General features: G+C 47.0%; 14 protein-coding genes. All 14 read left to right on the top strand.

All coding sequences use genetic code 11. The features are described from left to right. The first annotated feature begins 27 nt into the window (after positions 1–27). Positions 28–897, top strand: a complete 870-nt coding sequence (dapA, locus tag ACWGOO_RS00410) for a 4-hydroxy-tetrahydrodipicolinate synthase (RefSeq protein ID WP_452480538.1) — start codon at positions 28–30, stop codon at positions 895–897. A gap of 351 nt (positions 898–1,248) precedes the next feature. After that, complete coding sequence (locus ACWGOO_RS00405) at positions 1,249–2,928, top strand: ribonuclease J (RefSeq protein ID WP_452480536.1); 1,680 nt, start codon at positions 1,249–1,251, stop codon at positions 2,926–2,928. A gap of 237 nt (positions 2,929–3,165) precedes the next feature. Next, entirely contained in the window at positions 3,166–4,020 is an 855-nt protein-coding gene (locus ACWGOO_RS00400) for a ClpP family protease (protein WP_452480534.1), read from the top strand. Then, a complete protein-coding gene (locus ACWGOO_RS00395) occupies positions 4,017–4,229 on the top strand; it encodes a YlzJ-like family protein (RefSeq protein ID WP_452480533.1) in 213 nt (70 codons plus the stop codon). Before ACWGOO_RS00400 ends, ACWGOO_RS00395 begins: the two co-directional genes overlap by 4 nt. Before the next feature lie 103 nt (positions 4,230–4,332). Further along, the gene (locus tag ACWGOO_RS00390) at positions 4,333–6,987 is read left to right on the top strand and encodes a DNA translocase FtsK 4TM domain-containing protein (protein WP_452480531.1); all 2,655 of its coding nucleotides are present in this window, start codon (positions 4,333–4,335) and stop codon (positions 6,985–6,987) included. A gap of 228 nt (positions 6,988–7,215) precedes the next feature. After that, entirely contained in the window at positions 7,216–8,061 is an 846-nt protein-coding gene (sleB, locus tag ACWGOO_RS00385; RefSeq protein ID WP_452480529.1) for a spore cortex-lytic enzyme, read from the top strand. A 157-nt stretch (positions 8,062–8,218) separates the two neighbouring features. Next, a complete protein-coding gene (gene yfmF, locus ACWGOO_RS00380) occupies positions 8,219–9,499 on the top strand; it encodes an EF-P 5-aminopentanol modification-associated protein YfmF (RefSeq protein ID WP_452480527.1) in 1,281 nt (426 codons plus the stop codon). 3 nt (positions 9,500–9,502) lie between these two features. Beyond that, entirely contained in the window at positions 9,503–10,783 is a 1,281-nt protein-coding gene (gene yfmH, locus ACWGOO_RS00375) for an EF-P 5-aminopentanol modification-associated protein YfmH (protein ID WP_452480525.1), read from the top strand. Beyond that, positions 10,783–11,571: an elongation factor P 5-aminopentanone reductase gene (gene ymfI, locus ACWGOO_RS00370; RefSeq protein ID WP_452480523.1), complete on the top strand. Its 789-nt coding sequence runs from the start codon at positions 10,783–10,785 to the stop codon at positions 11,569–11,571. The genes yfmH and ymfI overlap by 1 nt, the downstream gene beginning before the upstream one ends. 105 nt (positions 11,572–11,676) lie before the next feature. Then, positions 11,677–11,931, top strand: a complete 255-nt coding sequence (locus ACWGOO_RS00365; protein ID WP_014281144.1) for a DUF3243 domain-containing protein — start codon at positions 11,677–11,679, stop codon at positions 11,929–11,931. Positions 11,932–12,170: 239 nt separating this feature from the next. Further along, positions 12,171–12,944 carry a DUF3388 domain-containing protein gene (locus ACWGOO_RS00360; protein ID WP_452480521.1) on the top strand — a complete coding sequence of 258 codons (774 nt, stop codon included), beginning with the start codon at positions 12,171–12,173 and terminating at the stop codon, positions 12,942–12,944. Positions 12,945–12,974: 30 nt separating this feature from the next. Then, on the top strand, positions 12,975–14,039 hold the full coding sequence (locus tag ACWGOO_RS00355; RefSeq protein ID WP_452480519.1) for a helix-turn-helix domain-containing protein: 1,065 nt from the start codon (positions 12,975–12,977) through the stop codon (positions 14,037–14,039). 84 nt (positions 14,040–14,123) lie between these two features. Beyond that, entirely contained in the window at positions 14,124–14,288 is a 165-nt protein-coding gene (locus ACWGOO_RS00350) for a hypothetical protein (RefSeq protein WP_162833917.1), read from the top strand. Between the two features lie 145 nt (positions 14,289–14,433). Further along, entirely contained in the window at positions 14,434–14,925 is a 492-nt protein-coding gene (locus ACWGOO_RS00345) for a YajQ family cyclic di-GMP-binding protein (RefSeq protein WP_014281148.1), read from the top strand. Positions 14,926–15,122: the final 197 nt, after the last annotated feature.

Genomic DNA, 15,122 nt, shown 5'->3' with positions numbered 1-15,122 from the left:
CTCGGACTTGCAAAAAAAGGAGGCAGCATGATGAACTTCGGCAGACTGATTACCGCAATGGTGACGCCTTTTGATCAGCAAGGAGAGATTAACTGGACTGCATTGTCCTCGTTGATTGATTATTTAATAGAAGAACAACATTCAGAGTCTCTTGTCGTATCAGGAACGACGGGCGAGTCTCCTACCCTGAGCGATGATGAAAAAATTAAGCTGTTTGCATTTACTGTAGAAAAAGCAGCCGGACGATGTAAAATCATTGCCGGTACCGGCAGCAACAATACACGTCACTCCATTCATCTGACCCGTGCTGCGGAGCAGGCGGGGGTAGACGGTGTTTTGCTGGTAGTGCCTTATTACAATAAACCCAATCAGGAAGGGATGTATCAGCATTTTGAAAGTATTGCAAATTCCACATCCCTTCCAGTCATACTGTATAATGTACCAAGCCGTACCGCAGCCAGCCTGACGGTGGAAACGACGCTGCGTCTTGCGCAAATCCCTAACATTGTAGGAACCAAAGAATGCGCGTCAATGGCGCAGGTCACACAGATTGCAGCCGCAGCTCCGGAAGGATTCTTCATTTATTCGGGGGATGACGCTTCCGGGTTGCCTGCTATGGCTGTAGGTGCTTATGGTATTATCAGCGTAGCAAGTCATGTAGTAGGCGTAGAAATGAAGCAGATGATTGATGCACTTGTAGGGGGACACGCACAGCAGGCAGCAAAATTGCATCAGCAGCTGTTCCCGGTTTTCAAGGGTTTGTTCAGCTGTCCTAATCCGGTAGCTGTAAAATATGCATTGGGGTTGCGTAATGTTTCGGTCGGTTCTGTCCGGTTGCCGCTTATTCCTCCGACCGAAGAGGAAGCGGAATTTATTAAGAAGTTATTTGCCCGCTAATCGGTAAAAATGACTTTAAAATGTTGGATGAATACGAGGATTGCCCTTGTTAAAGGCAGCCGGGAGTAAAAAACCGGAGGATTTTATAGCCTGACAAGGTATTCCGCATGTGGGGCGTTCCTATAGGGGCGCCTTTTTGCTGTGCCTTTTAACCATGTATCAAGATAATTGAACAAGGAGTAATGGTTTTAGACGGCAGTGGAAAACCTATGCGTAACGAACAGGATGACTTGTTTTTTCTTATTTTAATCATGTATAATGAGGTCAAGTGACTGGGTGCGGTATTCTTTTGAAAATTAAATAAATAAATCAAGGTACGACGTCCAACTACCATAGGAGGTTTAGATTCATTTGTCTAAAAAAACAAACAACGATAAATTGATGATTTTCGCTTTGGGCGGCGTCGGTGAAATCGGGAAAAATATGTATGTCATTCAATACGGCAATGATATTGTCGTGGTGGATTCGGGTCTGAAATTCCCGGAAGAGGACATGCTTGGCATTGATATCGTAATTCCTGATATTTCCTACCTTACGGAGAACCGTGACAAAGTAAGAGGCATTGTGCTGACTCATGGTCATGAGGACCATATCGGTGGTTTGCCTTACGTGCTGAAACATTTGAATGTACCGGTATACGGTACCAAATTGACGCTGGGACTGGTGGAAAACAAGCTGAAGGAAGCGAATTTGCTTGGCGAAACCAAACGTATTTTGATTAATGCTGATTCCGAAATCAAGCTGGGTTCCACGCTGAAAGCAACATTCTTTAGAACAAACCACAGTATTCCGGATTCGGTAGGTGTATGCATTGATACTCCTGAAGGCGCTGTTGTTCATACAGGTGACTTTAAGTTTGATCATACTCCGGTTAACGGACAATATGCAGATTTGCAGCGTATGGCTGAAATCGGCACACGTGGCGTACTAGCTCTTTTGTCAGACAGTACCAATGCGGAAAAACCGGGCTTTACTCCATCGGAAAAGAGCGTCGGCATCGTGCTGGAGGACATTTTTCGTAAGTCGAAACAGCGTGTAGTTGTAGCTACTTTTGCTTCCAACGTACACCGTATTCAGCAGGTTATTAATGCTGCTGAATCGACAGGACGCAAAGTGACGGTTATCGGTCGCAGTATGGTTAATGTCGTAGGGATTGCTTCCGATTTGGGTTATTTGGAAATTCCGGATGGAATGCTGATCGAGCCTGAGGAAGTTGGCAAAATGTCAGCGGATCGCGTAGTTATTCTCTGCACAGGCAGCCAAGGCGAACCGATGTCCGCTTTGACAAGAATGGCGCGTTCCACACATCGTAAGGTGGATATTCTTCCTGGAGATTCGGTCATCATCGCAGCTACCCCGGTACCGGGTAATGAAAAATATGTCGGTCGCACGATAGATGAACTGTTCCGTTTAGGTGCCAATGTTTATTACAGCGCAGCTAATCCGGGAATTCATGTTTCCGGGCACGGAAGCCAGGAAGAACTCAAACTGATGCTGAATCTGATGAAACCTAAGTTCTTCTTGCCAATTCATGGTGAGTTCAGAATGCAACGTCGTCATGCTCTCCTTGCCGAATCTGTAGGTGTAGAGCCAGACAACATTTTCATCACGGATATTGGTGAAGTAGTTGAAATTCAGAACGGTGGAGCACGCAGAGCTGGTAAGGTTACAGCGGGCAACGTGTTAATCGACGGACTGGGTGTAGGAGATGTAGGGAATATCGTATTACGCGACCGCAAATTGCTGTCACAGGATGGTATTTTGGTTGTTGTTGTCACCCTGAGCAAGCAGGATGGCACGATCAAGTCCGGACCGGATATCATTTCCCGTGGTTTCGTATATGTCCGCGAATCGGAAGGTTTGCTGGATGAAGCGAATCGCATTGTTTCAAGCACATTGCATAAGCTTATGAGCGAGAATGTAAATGAATGGGCTTCCCTTAAAACAAACGTCAAGGATGCGCTGGGGCGCTTCTTGTATGAGCAAACTCGTCGCAGACCGATGATCTTGCCGATCATCATGGAAGTGTGAGTCAATTGAAATTTGCTCGAAACCCTGAATTAAAAACTTAAGTCACAGGCACACAGTCGCCTCTCTTCCCGCAGGAAATATTGGACGGTTTCCGCGGGAGGGGAGGCTTTTTTGGCTTTTCTGGATGAAGAAATAAGGGGAGCCATGAGGGCGGGTATAAAATATTCCATTTCCATCCCATACTATAGGGTGAATACGGGTCACAAAGACGCGTAAAGCGAAAGGAAGATCGCCCACATGGAACAATACAGCAACCTATCATCCGGTAGACAGGAAACGGAAGCACCGGATCAACCTATGCCTGAAGTCGGGCAAAGACCCATTTTCCCCGCTATGGAGGCCTTGCAGCAACTGGGACAAACCTCCATGCCCGGAAGCGAATCCAATATTTTTTGCATGACAATTATCGGTCAGATTGAAGGACATCTGATTTTGCCACCGCAAAACAAAACAACCAAATACGAGCACATTATTCCCCAGTTGGTAGCAGCAGAACAAAATCCCCGCATTGAAGGCTTAATGATTCTGCTGAATACAGTAGGTGGGGATGTAGAGGCAGGGCTGGCTATTGCTGAAATGATCGCTTCAATGAGTAAACCGACGGTGACCATTGTCGTTGGAGGCGGGCATAGTATCGGTGTACCTATCGCTGTCTCATCCACCTATTCTTATATTGCCGAGAGTGCGACGATGACCATTCACCCGATTCGTATGAATGGCTTGGTTATTGGGGTACCGCAAACGTTTGAATATATGGAAAAAATGCAGGAGCGTGTCGTACGTTTTGTCGTTTCCCACTCGCGTATTACTGAGGAGCGGTTTAAGGAGCTTATGTTTAAAACCGGTGAACTGAACCGCGATATTGGTACTGCAGTTGGGGGAGCCGATGCAGTGAAATATGGCTTGATGGACGCGGTTGGTGGCATCGGGGAAGCATTGAAACAACTGAACACCATCATTGAATCGCGACGTCAGCAAAACGGGATTACGGGGACTCAGCAGCAGGCTCCGTTCGTACCTTTTTCCCCCAATGCTACAGGTACCCCGACTGGAATGCTTCCTAATGAGCATAGTGGGGAGTTGCCCCAATGACCTTATATACCGTAATGCCAATGGAAATGGTGTGGGAGGGCATGTGGAAGGAGGCGGAGACATTTGCAGAGGTTCGGGTTGACGGTTTACTTATGCAGGTGCAGCCGCTCGAAAGTCGCAGGGGGATTATCGTCCGATTGCTGGACTGTCCGCTGGAAACTTACCTGAATCCGCGTTATGAACCTGGACAAGTTATCGAATGGTCGTAGAAGGTGTCGAATAAGGTGAAAATAGGTCGTTTAATGTTGGAAAAGAACATATGTGCGGATACTGGGTGACGTGGTATAATATTCTTCTGGGGGGTGACCTTGAATGTCCAGAAGAAGGAAAAGGAAAAAGAAAGCCGCGTTTGGCGGAGTTCTAAAATTCGAAATTTACGGCATTGTGCTGATTACATTGGCGGTCATTGCGCTATCGGGTGAAGCGGCGGTCGGTCGCTCGCTATCCAAGATGTTCGGGTTTGTACTGGGGAAATTTTATTTTGTCATACCCTTGATCGGTATTTATTACGGTCTGATGGTGATGATTCACCGCAAATGGCCGAACCAGTGGAACTCACGGAAAACGGGGCTGCTGTTGCTTGTTTTTGCCTTTACGCTTATGAGCTCTATTTCATCTATGGAGCAGCGTTTGGGGCCGATTAATGCGCTTCAACCGGGCGGAGTGATGAGCCAGATACATATAGATATGCGTGAGCAGTTGCTGTCGCCTGACAAGGAAGGCCATACCTCAATGCTAAACAAAGATATTAGCGGGGGGTACATCGGGGCATTGCAGCTTACCGTGCTGTTGTGGCTGTTTGGTCTTACGGGTGCCAAGCTGATTATGATTGTAATGTTTGTGATTTGCTTTATGCTGCTGACTCAGCTGTCTTATGTGGATCTGGTGCGAATTGTTCGGACGAAGCTGCTGGCGGTAGGAGGAAGCGTTAGGAAAAAATGGCTTGGTAAAGCCACTCCACTTTCGGCATCCGGCAGAGGTACCGGGAATAAAAAAATCAAGTCAGAGTCGATTCCTGCTTATGAGGAAGATATGGATGATGATTTTGATGAAATGCAGCCTCCGGCGCGTAAGCAGCCGATTTTCTTTCAGCTATTTGGTCTGAAAAAATCGGCTGGAGAGGACAAGGATGATCATGAGCCTGCTTATGAAGCTGAGGAAGCACAGCCCTTGTGGAGAAACGCCAAGCAAACAGAAGAATTGTCCGATACTGCTGAACACATTGAGGAGAAAACCTCTGTTCCGGTAAAAAGGTCACCGATTATTCGGGATTTCTTCGAGCAGGTGAAGCAAGAGGAAAGAAGACCTGAGGATGAATCTGAAGCATCCTTGGCTGGGTCAGAGCAGATGGATTCAGCTTATGATGAGCCGCAGGATGAAAACTTTATTCATGCTCCTGTGAACGCAGTTGCGGACGGTGCGGCAGCAACAGGCCATAATACACCGGACAGTACAAATGGACAGGCCCAAATGAACGCAACGGGGACATCAGGCGAAGGGGCTGAAGGCACAGCTGCGGCCATTCCTGCTCCACCGCCGCCCAAGCCGTATAAGCTCCCGTCGTTCCATTTGCTTTCCAAACCACAAAACGTGGGCAAAGGCCTTGGGCAAAAGGATTACATGCAAACGGCACGCAAGCTGGAGGCCACATTGGAGAGCTTTGGCGTCCGGGCAAAGGTACTGGAGGTTGTCCGTGGACCTGCGGTGACGCGTTATGAAATTCAGCCGGACATTGGTGTGAAGGTCAGCCGCATAGTGAGCCTAACGGATGACATTGCACTTGCGCTCGCTGCGAAGGATATCCGGATGGAGGCTCCAATTCCAGGCAAATCGGCTATCGGTATTGAGGTTCCCAATAATGAGGTTTCTATTGTAACGATGCGTGAGGTTATGGAGACGACTGTTTTCCAAGAGTCTGTATCCAATTTGTCCATTGCGTTCGGACGTGATATTGCAGGACAGACGATTGTCGGTAATTTGGCCAAGATGCCCCATTTGCTTGTAGCCGGAGCAACCGGTTCAGGTAAATCGGTATGTATCAACGGTATTATCACGAGTATTTTGTACAAGGCGAAGCCGGATGAGGTTAAATTTCTCATGGTCGATCCTAAAATGGTGGAGTTGAACGTGTACAACGGTATTCCGCATTTGTTAGCACCGGTCGTTACCGATCCGAAGCGCGCTTCACTCGCTTTGAAAAAAATTGTAGTAGAAATGGAAAAGCGTTACGAATTATTTTCCAAATCAGGAACCCGTAACATAGAAGGCTATAATAATTTGATGAAAGACAATCCTGCTGCGTTTCTGCCTTACATCGTCGTTATTGTGGACGAATTGGCAGATCTGATGATGGTAGCTGCGGGGGATGTGGAGGATGCGATTGCACGACTGGCTCAAATGGCGCGTGCCGCAGGGATTCATCTTATCATTGCAACGCAGAGACCTTCGGTTGACGTAATTACCGGAGTTATCAAAGCCAATATTCCTTCGCGTATTGCTTTTGGTGTGTCTTCGCAGGTGGATTCCCGTACAATACTGGACATGGGCGGAGCCGAGAAGCTGCTTGGACGTGGGGATATGCTGTTCATGCCGATGGGCGCTTCCAAGCCGGTTCGCGTTCAAGGAGCGTTCATGAGCGACCTGGAGGTGGAGAACATCGTTAACTATGTGCGTGAGCAGGGTGAAGCACAATATGATGAAACGCTTGTACCGGAGGTAGAGGAAGTATCGGCTGATGCCGATGAAATGCTGGATGAGTTGTACGATCAGGCTGTCAACATCATTTTGGAGGCCAAGCAAGCATCTGTATCTCTCCTTCAGCGCCGCATGAGGATCGGCTATACACGTGCGGCCCGACTGATTGACTCTATGGAGGCTCGTGGAGTCATCGGCCCTTACGAGGGAAGCAAGCCCCGTGAGGTGCTTATTTCAATGGAGCAATATCAGCAAAACAAAGTCAGTTCCTGACCATAGGCTTTACCGGAAATCGCATCCAAAATCGCTGTTTGTAAGTATGGTGTTTGTTTAAATTCGACAACACTATGCCTACAGACAGCGATTTTTTTTGCTTTTTTTTTCAGGAATAGGAGCAGCCGAATGAAAGAAGATTAAAAGGGTGAATAGCTTTAAGCAGAGCTTGTCATAATAAACGTAGCCATCCTGTTAATCCCACAAAAGAAAGGTAGAGCGCAGCATATGAAAAAGACAATGGTCTGGATTTGCACGGCTATTCTTGCAGCCTCGGCTATCACGTACACAGGACTTATTGCGAACGGCTCTGCGCAGCATGCAGAGCCGCTGAGCACACAGCAGGAAGTACAAGCAACACAGCCTTCCCAAGCGACATTTAGTAGAGAGACGGTTAATTACGGCTCCTACGGTCAGGATGTATATGAACTGCAATCCCGTTTGAAGCTGCTGGGCTTTTTCGGGGCGGAAGTGAACAGCCATTTTGACAGCAGTACATTGAAGGCTGTCAAGGGCTTTCAAAAAGAGTTTGGTATGACCCCTGACGGAGTGGTCGATGCAAAAACAAAGTTAAAGCTGGTGAATGCAACTCCTAATTGGAAACCGACAGAAACTCCTTTACATCGTAAAAATCAGGATTCCGCTCAGAGAGAAACAGCGGATAATAATGAAACGGATCAAAAAGATGAAGCGATGGGATCGGCTAACACGATGGGGCTGTCTGACAACGATCTCAAAATTATGGCTAATGCAGTCTACGGTGAATCCCGTGGCGAGCCGTTTGAAGGACAGGTTGCCGTAGCGGCGGTCATTTTGAACCGGGTAAAATCACCCAGCTTTCCCAACACACCGTCTGGAGTGATTTTTCAACCGGGAGCCTTTACAGCTGTAGCTGATGGTCAAATCTGGCTCACGCCAAATGAAACTGCAACAAAGGCAGTTCGCCAGGCATTGAACGGCTGGGACCCAAGCGGAGGCTGCCTCTATTATTTTAATCCGAAAACAGCCACCTCCAAATGGATTTGGAGCCGTCCGCAGGTAAAGACCATCGGGCAACATATTTTCTGCATGTAAAACGCCGAAGCAGCCGGGAGCTTGTCTCCGGTTGCTTCTTGGCTTTTGCATCGTTAGAATAAAGATTGGCACACTTTACCTCTTTATAGAGGAGCATGATGGTAGCACTTGCCGAGCAAAGGATAGATGAAATTGACGTCACAAAGGAGTTTTGGACTTGAAGAAAACAGGTTTCGAGCGTGGTACGAGCAGACAATTAAGGATTCATGTACTGCCGACCAAGCGCTTCAAGACGTTTGCCATATCATTGTATGTAGGTACTCCGCTACGGGAGGAAACCGTAACCCGCGTAGGTCTTGTGCCTTTCGTTCTGCGCCGTGGTACGGAATCCTATCCTCAAACCACACAGTTCAGAGAACAGTTGGAGCAATTGTACGGTGCGGGTTTTGGATTCGATGTATATAAACGCGGGGATTATCAGATCGTACAATTTCGCATGGATACCATTAATGACAGCTTCGTAAACAGCCCTGATAGCTTACTGGATCGTTCGTTTGCTTTTCTCGGAGAGGTGCTGACAAAGCCTGTTTTGGAGAATGGAGCATTTCAAACCGGATATGTCCAGCAGGAACGGGAAAACGTACGCAAGAAGCTGGAATCTATAGTCAATGATAAAATCCGCTATGCTGGAGAGCGCTGCATGGAGGAAATGTGCAAAGATGAGCCTTATCGTCTGCACCCCCTCGGTCAGCAGTCTGATCTGGACAATATAGATGCTCAGGGCTTGTATCAGGCTTATGAAGAATGGCTGAATAACGCCAGCATGGATTTGTATGTGATTGGAGATACGACGTTGGAGGAAGTGGAGAAGTACGTAGACCGCTATTTCCAACTGAACCGTTCGGAAGAAAAGGGCTATGCCACTGAACAACCAAAAGCGGTGGAGCGTAATGTACAAACGGTGGTGGAGCGCCTTGATGTAAATCAGGGTAAGCTAAACATGGGATTGCGCACCCCGATTACGTATGGTGACGATCGATATGCCTCCGCTCTGATGTACAACGGGATTTTAGGCGGTTATCCTCACTCTAAACTGTTCGTCAACGTTCGGGAGAAGGAAAGTTTGGCGTATTACGCCTCATCACGGTATGACGGGCACAAGGGCATAGGTACGATTCAATCCGGTATCGAAATACCCAATTATGAAAAAGCGGTTACCATTATCCGCAAGCAACTGGAAGATACGCAAAATGGGGCGATTACCGAGCTGGAAATGACCCAGACACAGGCGATGATTCGCAACTTGTTAAAGGAAATGCAGGATTCCGCTTTTGAAATGATCGCTTACGATTTTAACAGACAGCTTTCCGGCAAAGAACGGACGGTAGATGAGCTGCTGAGCCAAGTGGAGGCCGTCAAGGTGCAGGATGTTCAGGATGCCGCCCGGACGTTCCGACTGGACACCATTTATTTCTTGAGAGATCAGAAGGGGGAATAGCGGGTGGAGCACATACCTTATGAGCATTTACAGGAAACGCTTTACTATGAAGTGATGGATAACGGATTACACGTCTATGTGTTGCCCAAACCGGGCTTTCAGAAGACATATGCTACATTTGCGACCCAATACGGCTCAGTCGATAACCATTTTCGTGTGGAAGGTCAGCAGCCGGTTAAGGTACCGGATGGCATCGCCCATTTTCTGGAGCATAAAATGTTTGAAGAGCCTCAAGGAGATATTTTCGCTACTTTTTCCTCCAATGGGGCATCGGCCAATGCATTTACGAGCTTTGATCAAACGGTATATTTATTTTCTGCAACTGAGCACATTCAGGAGAATTTGACCACACTGGTCAATTTTGTGCAGCATCCTTACTTTACCGATGAAAATGTGGAGAAGGAAAAAGGCATTATCGGCCAGGAAATCAATATGTATGAGGATAACCCGGACTGGCGGAGCTACTTTGGTCTGATCGAAGCGCTATACAAGGTCCATCCGGTGCATATTGATATTGCGGGTACCGTTCAATCGATCAGCACGATTACGAAGGAAACGCTGTATAGCTGCTATGAGGCCTTTTACCACCCGAGCAATATGATTCTTTTTGTGGTAGGCGGAGTGGACCCGGCTGAAGTAATAGAACTGGTGCGTAACAATCAGGCGAAAAAGGATTACAAGCCGCAAGGAGAGATTGAGCGGATTTTTGATGAAGAACCTGCTATTGTGGCAGAGAAGCGTCGTGAGGTAAAGCTGGCTGTTTCTCTGCCTAAGCTGTTGTTCGGATTCAAGGAAGCCAAGGTAGGCCTAACGGGGAAAGAACTGCTTCGTCATGATTTGGAGACCAAGCTGATGCTCGATCTCTTGTTCGGCTCCAGTACGCAACTGTATCAAAAGCTCTACGATGAGGACCTCATTTCAGACAGCTTCGGCCATGAGTACAACAGTACGCCGCAGTATGCGTTCTCTGCTATCGGTGGAGACACCAAGGACCCGGATCGGCTGTTGGCGCGGATACGTGAAGAGGCGGAGTCCATCCAGAAACAGGGCTTCACGGCAGAACATTTTGAACGGGCACGTAAAAAGAAAATCGGTGGTTACCTGCGTATGCTCAATTCGCCCGAAAATATTGCGCATGAGTTTACGAGACATCGCTTCCGGGACAGCGATTTTTTTCAACTGCTGCCGGTCTATGAAAGTATTACACTTGAGGATGTTAATCGCCGTCTAAAAGATCATATTCAGTGGGATCAGATGGCGATATCGCTAGTGGTGAGTCCGTAATGTCCAGGGAGAGAGAACCGATAACCACCAAGGATGGGGAATTAAAAGCCATTGGCGATACGACTGTGCTGATCACAGGAGCAAGCGGCGGGATTGGAGCGGCTATTGCGGAGCGTTTTGCGGCTGTCGGGATGAATGTGGTCATTCACTACATGAAATCTCATGAAAAGGCGAATGAAGTTGCGCGCCGCTGTATGGCTTATTCCGGCAAGGTGATGACCGTGTCAGCGGACCTGCGGAGCAAGGAGCAGATTGAACGCATGCGGGAGAAGCTGGAGAATCACGGGATGAAGCCAGATATTCTTGTGAATAACGCCGGATTATCTCATTACGGATTGCTGACGGATGTGTCGGAAGAGGAATGGGATGAAGTGATGGCCGTCAATGTGAAGGGAACCTTTCTGTGTACGCAGGTTTTTATGCCGCATATGATTTCCCAACGCTATGGCCGTATCGTGAATGTATCTTCCGTATGGGGAATATGCGGCGCTTCATGCGAGGTGCTATATTCCACCACCAAAGGTGGCATCAACGCATTCACTAAAGCGCTCGCTCAAGAAGTTGCGCCTTCCGGGTTAACGGTAAATGCTGTAGCTCCGGGAGCGGTGGATACGTCGATGCTGGATCATCTGGACGAAGGGGAAATTTCCAGTCTCGAAGAAGAAATTCCTGCCGGTCGATTGGCTCGGCCTGATGAAATTTCGTCACTGGTTTATTTTCTGGCGCTTCCTGAATCGGGTTATATTAACGGGCAGGTCATAAGTCCTAACGGGGGATGGGTGACTTGACGGGAAGTACGAATTTTGGAGGAAACCACCAGTATAGTGAGCACCTGAGAAGAGCATATTATAATTGTTGATTTTAAATCTGAATCATCTAAGGAGGATTTAAGTATGTCAACAGTTGTTCAGAATTTCGATACTTGGAAAAAGTTCCTTGGTCAGCGTGTGGAACAGGCGGAGAAGCTGGGAATCAGCCAGGATACCATTTCAGAGCTTGCTTATGAAATCGGTGATTTTCTGGATGAGAAGGTCGATCCGGCCAACCACTCCAACCGCGCGCTGAAAGAACTGTGGGGAGTTGCCGATGAGGACGAGCGTCACACTATCGCCCGGCTGATGGTTAAATTAGCCAAAAGCAACGCATAAGCAGGAACCAACATGAAAAGCTCCCTTTTGGGGGCTTTTCTGTAATGGTTACAGAGCTGTTCTTGTAATTCCGTTGTAATTTATATATCATAAACGTGATTGAGGCTTATGCGATTGTGTTGAATACTGGAAGCCTCTGTCGTCTCAATAATTGGTTTTGTCGAATAGTGTTATTTTATGATACAATAAGGTTTCTATTTGGAAATTTTGATGGTTTTGAATGTGAATGAGGTGATTACGTGACGGAAGAAATGAAACAGTGGTACATGGAGTACAAGATACATAAAAATCGTCCCGGATTATTGGGAGACATTGCTTCCATGCTTGGTATTCTAGGGGTTAATATACTGACGATTAACGGTGTTGAAGGCGAAAGACGGGGGATGCTGCTAGAAACGGACGATGACGAGAAGATACGGATTCTCGGAGATACTTTAAAGAAGGCCAGCAATATTACAGTTACGGCCTTACGCGCTCCAAGGCTGGTTGATATATTGGCAGTAAGACACGGACGTTATATTGACCGGGATTCGGATGACCGCAAAACATTCCGCTTTACACGCGACGAGCTTGGGTTACTAGTCGATTTTTTGGGAGAAGTATTAAAGAGAGATGGCAATCAGGTCATTGGACTTCGCGGAATGCCCCGTGTGGGAAAAACCGAATCCATCATTGCCAGCAGCGTATGCGCCATGAAGCGCTGGACTTTTGTGTCTTCGACGTTACTACGGCAGACGGTGCGCAGCCAGCTCTCCGAAGAGGAAATGAACCCAAACAATGTATTTATTATTGACGGCATTGTGAGTACAATTCGGTCAAATGAAAGACATTATCACCTGCTTCAGGAAATTATGAGCATGCCGAGTACGAAGGTTATTGAGCATCCAGACGTTTTTGTACGTGAATCGGGATACAGCTTCGACGATTTCAATATCATTATTGAACTTCGCAATAATCCGGCTGAGGAAATTACTTATGATACCTTTACAGCCAGTTATACAGAAGATCTTTAAATAAGCGTAATTATACAAGGAGATGATGACATGTCAGAACTGGGTCAGCAATTAAAGGAGGCCCGGCTGCAAAAAGGATTGAGCCTTGACGATGTTCAGGAAATGACGAAGATACGCAAACGTTATCTGGAAGCCATTGAGACGGGCGATTACAAAGTGCTGCCGGGAAGCTTTTATGTCAAAGCTTTTATTAAAACGTACGCTGAAACGGTCGGTTTAAACCCTGACGAGATTCTGGAAGGACATAAAAGCAATGTGCCTGAACCGGAGCCGGAAGCTGTCATGGAGCCTGTGACACAGAAACGCTCCAGTCGTTCAGCTACGATTGGAAATCTCAAATGGTTGCCGACAGCTTTAATGTGGCTTTTTCTGGTTCTCATTGGTGGGGTTATTTATGCTTATTGGGTGAGTAACAACCATACGGCTCCAAAAACAGCCGAGAATACAACACCGATTACGATACCAAGTACGTCCACTCCTGACAGCACCAATAAGGGAACTACGACACCGTCGCAAAATACGACGACAACCCCTCCTCAAGGAAGCGGTCAGACGACAACGCAAACTAACGGTCAGACGGCTGCTCCAAATGGTGGCGGCGGACAAACCACTCCTGATACGGGGCAAACCCAACCCGGAGGTACAGGAACGGGTACGACCACGACCAATCCTGACAGTAGCCAGCAACCGAATACCACTACGCCGCAACAAGGTGTAACCGTGGCTCAGGATGGCAAGCAAGGCAAAACGACGATTTTCAAAGTTTCCAGTGCAACCGGAGCTACAGTCAAGGTCGATATTAAGGCAACGGGAGAAAGCTGGCTTGAGGTGTACAAGGGACAAAACTCACGTGGTGAAAAGCTGAGCTATGGCATGACCAAAAGCGGAGATGCTATGTCCTTTGACATCGGTCCGGAAGGCTTGTATATCAAATCAGGACGTTCTTCTGCCACGGATATTTCCGTAGCAGGCCAACCGATAACTGATAATAAATCGACGACTCGTGTTTTGATACAGCAAGGAGAAGCTTCTTTGACCGGAACGACTGCCGGGGTGAATGGTACTACTACGGATTCGACTACAGGCGGTGAATAAACCCTCTATTACGCGGAAATACTAATGACTGTAATTCATGGGAAGCCAGTCATTTCATTTTCCGCAAAGTGAGGTGTATACATTATGACCGTCAGTTGGATTGTGACAGGGCTTGGTATAATTGTCAGTCTACTGGGCTATTATCTGACCCCAAGTGCTTGGGGCTATGGCATACTGGGCTTTGGTCTTGCTCACATTGTGCTGGGACTTCTGGATATGTTCCGAAATCCGACCCGCAGCCACAGTTAGATATGTTGACCGTGAAATGAAATAAAGGCGTTTTTGTCAGCTTAACTGGCAAGAGCGCCTTTTTAGTGAGCGGATTATTGGATTTTTGTAAATGACTAGCCTATAATTAGTTATTGAACTTTGTTGTGGAAAGGAAAGTGAAACGATGGCTTCAGAAAATTCATTTGATATCGTCTCCAAAATGGATATGCAGGAATTGACCAATGCGGTTCATCAGACGGAGCGTGAAATTGAAACACGATTTGATTTTAAGGGGAGCAAAAGCAGCCTTAAGCTTGAAAAGGAAGCTCTAACGATTGCATCGGAAGACGAATACAAGCTCAACGCGGTAATTGATATTTTGCAATCCAAAATGGCCAAGCGCGGTTTATCCCTTAAAAACGTGGAGTACGGTAAGCTGGAACCAGCCTCTTTGGGTTCAGTACGCCAGCGTCTTGCACTCAAGCAGGGGATTGATCAGGATAATGCCAAAAAAATTAACATTCTTATCCGGGATTCTAAGCTGAAAGTGAAAAGTCAGATTCAAGGTGATCAGATCCGCGTGACCGGAAAAAACAAAGATGATTTGCAAGCGGTCATTCAGTTGTTGCGCAAAGCTGATCTGCCATTGGAGCTTCAATTTACGAATATGAAATAAAGCCGTTTTCCCTCATGCAGATTGTAAGAAAAGATGATGCTTGATGCGCGGCAGGTTATTTTGACATGCGTTTTACACCATATTATACTTGTAACGAAAATGCAGACGATTAGGTGTATAGCGATAGTCAAAAGCGATTTACATAGGATTGAATTCAATCCGAAAACTGCCATTTTTAATCAAGTACGATAATCAGG

This window comes from Paenibacillus sp. NPDC055715, assembly GCF_053617595.1.
The sequence above is the reverse complement of the archived record's forward strand: the minus strand, read 5'-3'. Positions and strand labels throughout refer to the sequence as shown.

Coding starts and splice junctions, on each gene's coding strand:
- sleB (WP_452480529.1), top strand. CDS start 7,216: ATGAAAAAGACAATGGTCTGGATTTGCACGGCTATTCTTGCAGCCTCG.
- ymfI (WP_452480523.1), top strand. CDS start 10,783: ATGTCCAGGGAGAGAGAACCGATAACCACCAAGGATGGGGAATTAAAA.
- ACWGOO_RS00345 (WP_014281148.1), top strand. CDS start 14,434: ATGGCTTCAGAAAATTCATTTGATATCGTCTCCAAAATGGATATGCAG.
- ACWGOO_RS00395 (WP_452480533.1), top strand. CDS start 4,017: ATGACCTTATATACCGTAATGCCAATGGAAATGGTGTGGGAGGGCATG.
- ACWGOO_RS00355 (WP_452480519.1), top strand. CDS start 12,975: ATGTCAGAACTGGGTCAGCAATTAAAGGAGGCCCGGCTGCAAAAAGGA.
- dapA (WP_452480538.1), top strand. CDS start 28: ATGATGAACTTCGGCAGACTGATTACCGCAATGGTGACGCCTTTTGAT.
- ACWGOO_RS00365 (WP_014281144.1), top strand. CDS start 11,677: ATGTCAACAGTTGTTCAGAATTTCGATACTTGGAAAAAGTTCCTTGGT.
- ACWGOO_RS00400 (WP_452480534.1), top strand. CDS start 3,166: ATGGAACAATACAGCAACCTATCATCCGGTAGACAGGAAACGGAAGCA.
- ACWGOO_RS00350 (WP_162833917.1), top strand. CDS start 14,124: ATGACCGTCAGTTGGATTGTGACAGGGCTTGGTATAATTGTCAGTCTA.
- ACWGOO_RS00390 (WP_452480531.1), top strand. CDS start 4,333: ATGTCCAGAAGAAGGAAAAGGAAAAAGAAAGCCGCGTTTGGCGGAGTT.